The sequence below is a fragment of the Methanococcoides sp. genome (assembly GCF_030594565.1).
GTDB lineage: Archaea > Halobacteriota > Methanosarcinia > Methanosarcinales > Methanosarcinaceae > Methanococcoides > Methanococcoides seepicolus.
The window spans coordinates 1-9869 of record NZ_JAUVEY010000081.1 but is presented as its reverse complement, the minus strand read 5'-3'; the positions used below and the strand labels follow the sequence as shown (position 1 = coordinate 9869).

General features: G+C 42.4%; 11 protein-coding genes. 5 read left to right on the top strand and 6 right to left on the bottom strand.

Translation table 11 applies throughout. From position 1 onward, the window contains the following. Positions 1–139 precede the first annotated feature (139 nt). Together QAS77_RS07775 and QAS77_RS07770 are read left to right on the top strand one after the other, a co-directional pair. Positions 140–568 carry a hypothetical protein gene (locus tag QAS77_RS07775; RefSeq protein ID WP_305064786.1) on the top strand — a complete coding sequence of 143 codons (429 nt, stop codon included), beginning with the start codon at positions 140–142 and terminating at the stop codon, positions 566–568. 366 nt (positions 569–934) lie between these two features. Continuing rightward, on the top strand, positions 935–2362 hold the full coding sequence (locus QAS77_RS07770) for a dihydrolipoyl dehydrogenase (RefSeq protein ID WP_305064785.1): 1428 nt from the start codon (positions 935–937) through the stop codon (positions 2360–2362). 13 nt (positions 2363–2375) lie between these two features. Here the strand turns inward: QAS77_RS07770 and QAS77_RS07765 are convergent, their stop codons facing one another. The 5 genes from QAS77_RS07765 to QAS77_RS07745 form a co-directional block, all read right to left on the bottom strand. Continuing rightward, positions 2376–3797 carry a sodium-dependent transporter gene (locus QAS77_RS07765; protein WP_305064784.1) on the bottom strand — a complete coding sequence of 474 codons (1422 nt, stop codon included), beginning with the start codon at positions 3795–3797 and terminating at the stop codon, positions 2376–2378. A gap of 80 nt (positions 3798–3877) precedes the next feature. Beyond that, a complete protein-coding gene (locus tag QAS77_RS07760; protein WP_250869061.1) occupies positions 3878–4228 on the bottom strand; it encodes a nascent polypeptide-associated complex protein in 351 nt (116 codons plus the stop codon). Positions 4229–4291: 63 nt separating this feature from the next. Further along, positions 4292–4615, bottom strand: coding sequence for a HesB/IscA family protein (locus tag QAS77_RS07755; RefSeq protein WP_172367525.1), 324 nt, complete (start codon positions 4613–4615; stop codon positions 4292–4294). Positions 4616–4709: 94 nt separating this feature from the next. Further along, the gene (locus QAS77_RS07750) at positions 4710–5906 is read right to left on the bottom strand and encodes a hypothetical protein (RefSeq protein ID WP_250869060.1); all 1197 of its coding nucleotides are present in this window, start codon (positions 5904–5906) and stop codon (positions 4710–4712) included. Between the two features lie 52 nt (positions 5907–5958). Then, complete coding sequence (locus QAS77_RS07745; protein WP_250869059.1) at positions 5959–6723, bottom strand: RAD55 family ATPase; 765 nt, start codon at positions 6721–6723, stop codon at positions 5959–5961. 128 nt (positions 6724–6851) lie between these two features. On the opposite strand from QAS77_RS07745, the gene hisI reads away from it, so the two are divergent. Further along, a complete protein-coding gene (gene hisI, locus QAS77_RS07740; RefSeq protein ID WP_250869058.1) occupies positions 6852–7217 on the top strand; it encodes a phosphoribosyl-AMP cyclohydrolase in 366 nt (121 codons plus the stop codon). Positions 7218–7312: 95 nt separating this feature from the next. After that, positions 7313–9160 carry a PINc/VapC family ATPase gene (locus QAS77_RS07735; RefSeq protein WP_305064783.1) on the top strand — a complete coding sequence of 616 codons (1848 nt, stop codon included), beginning with the start codon at positions 7313–7315 and terminating at the stop codon, positions 9158–9160. Between the two features lie 50 nt (positions 9161–9210). Here the strand turns inward: QAS77_RS07735 and QAS77_RS07730 are convergent, their stop codons facing one another. Beyond that, the gene (locus QAS77_RS07730; protein ID WP_305064782.1) at positions 9211–9456 is read right to left on the bottom strand and encodes a PDGLE domain-containing protein; all 246 of its coding nucleotides are present in this window, start codon (positions 9454–9456) and stop codon (positions 9211–9213) included. Here QAS77_RS07730 and QAS77_RS07725 point away from each other — a divergent pair. Further along, a partial coding sequence (locus QAS77_RS07725) for an energy-coupling factor transporter transmembrane component T family protein (protein WP_305064781.1) occupies positions 9446–9869 on the top strand: 424 nt, incomplete at its 3' end. The genes QAS77_RS07730 and QAS77_RS07725 overlap by 11 nt on opposite strands.

The window sequence follows — 9869 nt, the reverse complement described above, 5'->3', positions numbered from 1 at the left end:
AGTGTTGCATTCTTCTCTAATTTTATCTGCTTGTCTAACTCTTCAACGGTCATATGCCGTTCAATAAAGATCCCCTCAGGTCTAACCATGGAACAGTCTATATAACGAATTAGTCTAATAATTTGGGGTTTTAACTATAATGTTATATCACATTGAAGTTTACTTTTACTGGGGATTATTTTGGGGTGCAGGTCTGAGTGAAAATACTCTTATATTTGTATATAATGCAGACAGCGGTCTCATAAATGAAATGAAAGACTATGTTCATAAAATCGTATCTCCATCCACTTATGGATGCAATCTTTGTGCCATAACCTATGGTAACACAGGTATCAAAGCTGAATGGAAATCTTTTGTGGATGATCTTGGAATTCCTGTTAAGTTCTTGCATAAGGATGAATTCTATGAAAAGTACGGTGAAAAAGAATCCTCATTTCCCTGCGCTTATCTCGAAAATAGCAATAAGCTCGATCTGTTCATTTCATCTGATGAAATAAACAATTGCAGTACTCTCGAGGAACTAATGTCCCTTGTGACCCTCAAGGTGAACGAACTATTGGGGAACTGAACGAATTAGCTCTATATTGGATCAACTGCGGCCATATTTAGCTCTGAACTGATTTGGCAATTCACTGTTTGGCATATTTACTGTTCTTCTCGGAGGTATCCTGTCAGTTGAACTCATCGGAAACGAGTTCAAATATTTAATAGCAGGAATAGTATGTCTCTTTCTATTCATGGGTTCATTTTCTATAAATGATTATTTCGATTACAAGATAGATATTGCCAATCATAGGCAAGACTGACCAATAGCTATGGGTACTATTTCGCGGCGCAAGGCCCTCAATATTGCTGTAGCTTGCTTCATTTTCTGAAAGCATCAAGTATAACAATAAAAACAATCTAATATCTTATCATAAGTTGGGGTTTGGAAATGAAAGAATATGATCTAATTGTTATTGGCAGTGGTTCGGGTATGAACTATGTAAGTTTGATAATGCAACAGTATCCTGAAATGAAAGTTGCTATCATAGATAAGGACAAACCCGGGGGGATATGTCTAACAAGAGGTTGTATCCCTTCTAAAATGCTACTTTTTCCTGCAGAACTTGTCAGAGAGATCGGAAAAGCAAATCGTTTTGGTATCGATGCTGAAATAACATCAATCGATTTTAAATTTGTAATGGATAGGATGCGATCCAGCATAAATGAAGATATTGAAATGATACACGATGGACTCTCATCCGATCAGAAATTAGATTATTATGAAGACGTTGTGGAGTTCATTGAACCTTATGTACTAAAGATCGGAGAGGAGCAGATCACATCAAAAATGATCTTCTTGAGCATAGGTTCAAAGCCCATGATCCCTCCTGTAAAAGGCCTTGATGAAATTTCCTATCTTACCAGTGACACTGTATTGGAACTGACCACCCTCCCGGAAAGCCTTGCGATTATCGGAGGTGGCTATATAGCGGCTGAATACAGCCATTTCTTCTCTGCAATGGGCTCAAAAGTAACTATCATCGGTCGCAGTCCAAGAATTGTGGACAATGAAGAACCTGAAATAAGCGAACTTGCAAGAAAAAAAATGGCACAGTATATCGATATAATCACTGATCATGAAGTATCTGATATCCAGTCATCAGGCAAACAAAAGAAAATAATTGCAAAAGATCGAAATTCAGGAGATGAAATGGAACTTCTTGTGGATGAAGTATTAGTAGCCACTGGCAGAAGTCCCAACACCGATATTCTCCATCCTGAAAAAGGAGGTGTCGAAACCGATGAAAGGGGTTGGATAAAGGTGAACGACCATCTGGAAACTACCTGTTCCAACGTCTGGGCATTTGGCGATGCTAACGGTCACTATCTTTTCAAACACGTTGGCAACTATGAATCCACCCTGGTATATCAGAACGCAGTCCTGAAAGAGGACATAAAAACCGACTATCACGCTGTTCCCTATGCCATATTCTCCTATCCTGAGATGGCAGGTGTGGGCATTGGGGAAGCTGCAGCCATTGAGCAATACGGCAAAGACAACATCTCCATTGGCTTCCATAGGTTCGAAGACACTGGAAAAGGTATGGCAATGGATCTTGACAGTTACTTCGTTAAGGTCATTCTGGGAGACTCAGGCAGTACTCTTCTGGGGGCACATATAATTGGCCCGCAAGCATCAGTTCTAATTCATCAATTAATAACTGTGATGAACACCCCTGGGAGCAATATCGGTCCTGTAGTCAATGGAATGGATATCCATCCATCTCTTAGTGAAGTGGTAAAAAGGGCATTATACTCAAGGATGTCTGTGGAAGAATATCATTCAGTATTGAAGTCCCTTGAACTTGAATACTGACCTCTTTTCTTTTTTATGATAATGTTCCTATCCATCCTCTGACAAGTATGAAGATTATTATGAGTGGAAGAACGTATCTTATGTATGTTCTTGTCCAACTTGGGAACTTCAGCCCCTTTCCTGTATCAGCCTCCCGAATGAAATTGTTCCATCCCCATCCGAAACCATAACTGCAGAAAAGCACCAGTGTAAGTGCACCTATTGGAAGGATATTGTTAGCAAATATGAAATCTTCCAGATCAAGGATGGATGTTCCTTCCCCAAAAGGCTGATACCAGCTCAATGGTCCGAATCCAAGGCAACATGGTATGGATAAAATGAATATCGCAACTCCGCTTATAATTGATGCTTTCTTTCTTTTCCATCCCCATTCGTCCATTGAAAAAGCTATTACATTCTCCGAGATGCCCATTACAGTTGACATTGAAGCAAAGGCAAGGAACAGGAAGAAGAGAGTTCCCCACAATATACCTGCAGGCATTTGATTGAAAACGTTCGGCAATGTTACAAAGAGAATCCCGGGACCTGATCCTACATCGATCCCGAAAGCAGAACATGCCGGAAATATCATAAGGCCTGCCATTAGGGCTATGGTAGTATCAAGGAATGTGATCCTTAGGGATTCTCCTGTAAGGGAATGATCTTTGTTGATATAGCTTCCGAAGATGGTCATACCACCGACCCCTACGCTCAAAGTGAAGAATGCCTGGGTCATGGCGGCATAGATACCTTGCCAGCTTAATACCGAAAAATCCGGTTCAAGATAGAAACTGATCCCTTCAGCAGCACCGGGAAGGGTCACAGAACGAAGTACGAGTATTATCAATATAAAGAAAAGCCCTGACATCATCACCTTGGAAGCCCTTTCAACCCCTTTCTGCAATCCTACTGAACATATGAATGTCCCAAGACCGACCACCAAAGCCATCCAGGTTATCATCTCCAGGGTACGATCCATGAACAGGTCAAAGAAAAGCCCTATTTCCAAGGGTCCGAGGTAAATGAAGCTACCTTTGACCATGTAATAGAAGTATGCAAATCCCCACCCTGCAACGGTAGTGTAGAACATAAGTAGGATGATATTTCCTATTATGGCGATATATCCGAATAAGTGCCATCTTTTTCCACTTGGCTCCAGCTTGCGCAAGGACCCTGCAATATTCTGCCTTCCGGCTCTTCCAGTGGCAAATTCCATTATCAATATCGGCAATCCGAGAATGAGGAGGAATACAAGATAAACAATAACAAAGGCAGCACCTCCGTATTTTCCTACAATGAAAGGGAAACGCCAGATATTTCCAAGACCAATGGCACATCCCGCAGAAACAAGCAAGAACCCGATCCTTGTAGCTAATTGTTCACGGTTGATGTCCGTGGTGCCATCTTTCATCTCTATTCCTCTCATATCAATGTCAGGGATAGCTATGAATGCCACTATATAAATATAATTCTATAAGGTTTTAATATACTGTCCTGTTTTGAAGGCAATAAAAAAAGCAGGAACCCGTTAAGGGTTCATGAGGAAAGAGCGAGAATGGCCTCGGCCAAGTCTCCGTTCGCATTTTTAAGAGATTCAAGTGCAGCTTCTTCGGACACACCGGTCTGTTCAGCCACAAGTCTAACGTCATCTTCAGGAATGACAACTTCCCTTGGAACCTCTTCAGGAGTGCCAACTACTTGGTAAGTATCCACACCCTGTGCGTTCATGATACTGACATCTGCATCGTTGAACACAATATCCTTATCTGCGGTCCTGATGATGACCTGTTCAACACCTTCTATCTGATCGATGTTGATGCCCATCTGCTTCATCATCTGCTTGACTTTTGCCGGGTTCATGCCCCGACCGCCCATACCTGGAATCATATGATCACCTATTAATTGTTACCGCGTAGGATTGCATTACTAAATTAAAGTCTTGTTCTAATATTAGTGGCAGCTACCACCGCAGCTTCCGCATCCGGAATTTGCGGTTGGATTGTCAATAATGAAGCCTTTGCCACCCTCGGTGTCAATATAATCTACAGTTGCTTCATCAAGCTGTTCGCTGATGTCAGGACCCATTACTATCTTGATATCCTTGCTTGTTACTGTAACATCATCTTCCTTGATTTCGTCATCAAGTGCCATTCCATACTGTACACCACTGCATCCCATGCCAGCGACAAATATTCTGAGTGCGTGATCCTTCTTCTCTTCAGCCTCAAGAAGTGCTTTTAATTCGGTTGCAGCAACGTCTGTTATCTCGATCATTCTATAATCACTCCATTTTGATATTGAAAATAATAAATGTATTGAACGTTATATATACGTTGTCATATTTAAAAGTTCGCAAACGGACGAACTATCATACAAACTCCACATCATCATCCACCGGTTCGGTAAGGATCTCCTGTGTGTAAGCATTTATTTCTATCGAGTTCCTTGATCCTTTAACTTCCCATATTGGGACATATACAAGCTCGATATTGAAACGAATATCATCTGCTGTAGGCTTGAATATCTTATGCTCGGATATCATGGCCTCCCCGACAACATTGCTGAAACGTACATCCTTCGTATATTCCTCTATGATCTCGGACAAAAGGGTAGTTTCCGCTTCCTGCTGATCGAACATCTGACTCTTTATCTCATAACTGTCATCCGGCAAAGTTATGCTATCATTTACCTGTTGTAGTTCGATCTGTTCCCTGTTCCCATTAAGTGCATTCAGACAACCCTGTCCCTGTCCTGATATGTCTACCACTTTGTTCTTGAACCGGTGTTCAGCCTTAACTGCATATGCATATCTCCAGTATGGGACAAATTTCAGACTCACATCTTTCGGCATTCCTATCTCGGACCTTGCCATTGCAATAGCCTTATCCTTCTGTAATTTTATAGGTGCAGTGTGAAGATCTAGCGTAAAAGGTATCTGGCTCTGTGGTTGCCCTGATGTGGTCTGTGGTTCTTCCATCATGTTTGGCGCTGGCGCTGATGCCTGTGCTGTTCTTTGTGGGTGTTCATATTGTATGAAATCGTTGTTTGTTTCTGCCTGTTGCATCTCTGGTGATGTTCTCCATATATTGAATCCAGGTTTGTTAGTTGCTGGTGCAGCAGGTTCAACATTGTTCGAATCCCATATTTCTGTCTCTTCACATGAAGAGCTCATATCAGGTATCTGAGCAGGAAGTTCTTCATGATGGTGTTTCTTTACATCATATGCAACAAGTTCCAGATCGGAGGTATTTCCTTCTATGTCAGCAATTACTGCTTTTCCGATTTGGAAGGCAAGTTCATCGCGGTCCCACGTAATGAGTCCTATATGTGTTGCATAGTCCCACATTTCAGCACTCATCTTTTCCAAAGTTACATAAAGCCCAATGTTGTCTTCTACAACAGCAGCAAAGCTATTTATCTCTGAAATATCAGGTTGTGTTGTCAACTTAATGTAGGTCTTAGTGCCATTTTTTTCTATGATCAGATCCACAGTGTCTGATTCTGAAACACTGTGTCCTGAAGTTGCAAATATATTTGTCAGGAGTTCAGCAAGGTTATCTTTCATTTTTATCAACCATTTTTTTAGCAAATATTAAGGATATCTTTTCCAAAAACGATCAGAGAACTCTGGTCGTGGTCTCCAGTTCAACTCCTTTGTGAGTGATATTATATGAAATCGTCTTGTCAGGGGGTATCATTCCTCTCATCTTACGTATCAATATTGATCGCTCGATCTCACTTCCACGCTCCCTCATTCGAAACTCTATAACTCCGTCACACACGCTCTTTAGATTATTTTCGACTATCGTATCGTGCATGCCGCCAGTCATCATAACGAGCTGGACCGATTTTGTAATTTTGCCCATGGAAGATATTATCTCAATAGCCTCAATGACGGAGTTGAGCTCATATGATCTCAGGAAGTAAGAAATAGAATCCACAACGCCTCTGTATGGCCCCTTTCTTTCCTTTGTAACCGACGACTTAAGAAGGTTCATGGCGTCAGTGTTCAGTTTCAAAAAATCTTTTGCTGAAAGGTTACTGAAGGTTTCCTTTGGTAAAATATTGGAAAAACGTGTAGTATAGGCATCAATAAAGTCAACTTTTCCTTCCTCTATCTGTTTTTCAATATTCCACCCGAAATTTTTCATATCTTCAACTATCTCCTGGATCGGGTGTTCAGCAGAAAAATAATAGACCTCTTCCTGGTTTACCAAACCACCATAAATGAATTGCTGTGCAAAGACCTCCGAGCTTGCACCTGGTTCTGCAAGAAGAAGTATTGTAGTTCCCGGTGGGACCCCGCCTCCGAGTTGTACGTCCAAACCCATTACTCCAGTTGGGACGCGGTATCCCCCAGTGCCATTGAAGCTGTAATCCATTTAACTCACCCTGTGATCTTCCTTAGCAAAAGATTCTGACGAATTCATTTGAACATCATAATTGTTATCATGGCATATTGTTTCCTCTTAGTTTTTATAGTTATAGTATATTTTAATAATTGATTACTATGATCGATCTTGATACTCTCAAATTTGATGGAAATGGTCTGATCGGTGCAATAGCCCAGGACAATGGGACAGGTGAAGTGCTCATGTTTGCTTTCATGAACAGGGAAGCTCTGGAAAAGACAATTGAGACCGGAATTGCCCATTACTGGAGTCGCAGCAGACAAATGCTCTGGAAAAAAGGCGAAAGTTCCGGGCACATGCAGAAAGTTCATGAGCTACTCATTGACTGTGACATGGATGCTCTTGTCGTTAAGATCTCCCAGGAAGGTGGAGCTTGTCATACTGGATATCGTTCTTGCTTCTACCGCAACATTGAAGGAGATGTTGTAGGTGAGAAAGTGTTCGACCCAGCTGACGTTTACTGATGTTTTAATGAACCTTTCAGTCCCATTCCTTCCTTTTTTAATATTTTATTGTTCGTGTCAGTTGTGTTAAATAGTTTTGATTGATAGTTCTATTTATGGTAAAAGAAGAAAATTACAGGATAGTTCCTGATACAAGTGTGATCATCGATGGTCTCCTGTCCGAGATGGTCGAGAGTGGTGAGTATGAAGGCATTGAACTGTTCATATCAGAAGCCATGGTGGCAGAACTGGAATCACAGGCAAACCGTGGCCTTGAGATCGGTAACAAAGGGCTTGACGAGTTAAAACAGCTTCAAGAGATGGCCCGTGAGGGTATGTTAGACATGTCCTTCACAGGTAAAATACCCACTGCCGAAGAAAGGATGTATGCAAAAGCAGGTGCTATCGATGCTATCATCCGTTCATGTGCTGAAGATCTTGATGCCACTTTTGTGACCGGCGATAAAGTACAGTATGATGTAGCAGTGGCAAAAGGTATGGATGTGGAATATCTTCCTCCGAGGAAGACTGAATTAATGCCTTTGCTCATTGAAGACTTTTTCACTGAGGACACCATGTCCGTCCATTTAAAGCATAAGGTCGCTCCAATGGCCAAACGCGGTTCCATCAAGAACATCGAGTTCGTGACAATAAGGGATACTCCTTGTAGTTCCCATGAGCTCAAACAAATAACAAGGGAATTGCTTGAGCGCGCAAGGGCAGATGATGAGTCTTTCATCGAGATGTCCCTTAAAGGCGCAACGGTCCTTCAGATACGTGATATGCGAATAGCCATAGCAAATCCTCCGTTCTCTGATGACGTTGAGATAACTGCAGTTCGTCCTGTTGCATCAGTAAGTCTTGATGAATATCGTCTTGGTGATGAGCTAAAGGAAAGAATTCTGGGACAACGTGGAATTCTTGTTTCAGGTCCACCAGGTGCTGGGAAATCCACCTTTGGTGCAGGTGTGGCCATATTCTTGCATGAGAACAACTATGTTGTCAAGACAATGGAATCCCCTAGGGACCTGCAGGTTCCAAATGAGATAACCCAGTATGCACCGCTTGAAGGAAGTATGGAAAATACAGCTGATGTGCTGTTGCTTGTCAGACCGGACTATACTATCTATGACGAGGTTCGCAAGACCCGCGACTTTGAGATATTTGCAGATATGAGGCTTGCAGGCGTGGGTATGATCGGTGTTGTGCATGCAAACCGTGCCATCGATGCTGTTCAAAGGCTCATTGGCAGGGTTGAGCTTGGTGTTATTCCGCAGGTGGTAGATACTGTTATTTTCATCGACAAAGGCGAGGTCGCTCAGGTACAGACCCTTGAGTTTACTGTAAAGGTCCCATCAGGAATGCTCGAAGCCGATCTTGCAAGACCTGTTATTGTGGTCTCCGATTTTGAGACATCTGCTCCTGAATTTGAGATATATACTTTCGGTGAACAGGTTGTAGTCATGCCGGTTTCGGACTCAGTTGCCCGTAAGCCTGTATGGGGTCTTGCAGAAGGTGAGATTGAAGATGTTGTGCAGCGATACGCCAAAGGTCCGGTCGATGTTGAGATGTTGTCGGATACAAGCGCTGTTGTAAAGGTCCTTGATAGTGAGATATCCAAGGTCATAGGCAAAGGCGGTGTGACCATCGATGAGATCGAGAAGATCGTCGGAGTTCATATCGATGTGCGTGAACTTGATGAGAAATCCCTTAAAAGAGGCAATAAGGACCGTTCTCCCGAAACATCTTATAGGCCTACCATCGAACACACGAAAAAACATGTTATACTGAACGTCCCGGAAATAGCTTCTCAGGATGTCGAGATCTATACAGGAGATGACTATCTTTTCACTGCAACGGTCGGTCGACATGGCGATGTCAAGGTCCGTAGCAATTCTGCCCTTGCAGAGGATATCATGGATGCAGTGGATGCCGGGGAACCGATTATTATTAAAGTAATATAATTAAAAAGAGTTTGAGGGGGATATCCCCTCATTTTCCTTATTTTTTGATATTAGGCTTTGATGATCTTTCCAAGGCCAAAGCTTATTACCAGAATGCCTATGGTACCCAGGCATATTGCAATTATCTCTCCGAGCTTGCCTTTACCTTCGATGGCATAATCCGGCATTGGTGAATCAATAGCAGCTTCAGCTTCTTCCAGTTCTGCAAATATGTCTTCGCTTATAACCTTTTCAGCTGCACTTTCCAATCCGTCAGGATCAGATGATGCAAGGAAAGGTGCGAGTATGGATATCATGATCGCTCGACTCAATCTTTTCTATGTTCTTGTCAGGTTAGTGGCGGTTCTGCCTTTCGGGTTCGGGCTGGCGGTATTTCAGCCTTTTATAAGACAGCCCTTCATTGAAACGTTTACTGTCTACCCGGTGTCCCTTCCGTTAGGATTGACCATCACTTATGAAGGGCTTGATTTTGGAATAACGCTGATGGCAAGGTTCCTTGTCTGCGTGACCTCTATCATTGTTCTTTCATCCACCATGAAAATGAACGATTTTGTAGTATCTGCGAGAAGACTTGGTGTTCCAAAGGAATTCGTCCTGCTTTTGACCATGATGGTGAGATATCTGTTCGTGTTCTGGAGCGTGCTCAAAAGGATACGTGTGGCACAACAGTCCCGCCTTTTCGATATCTGGAACAAGAACACTCCGAGGA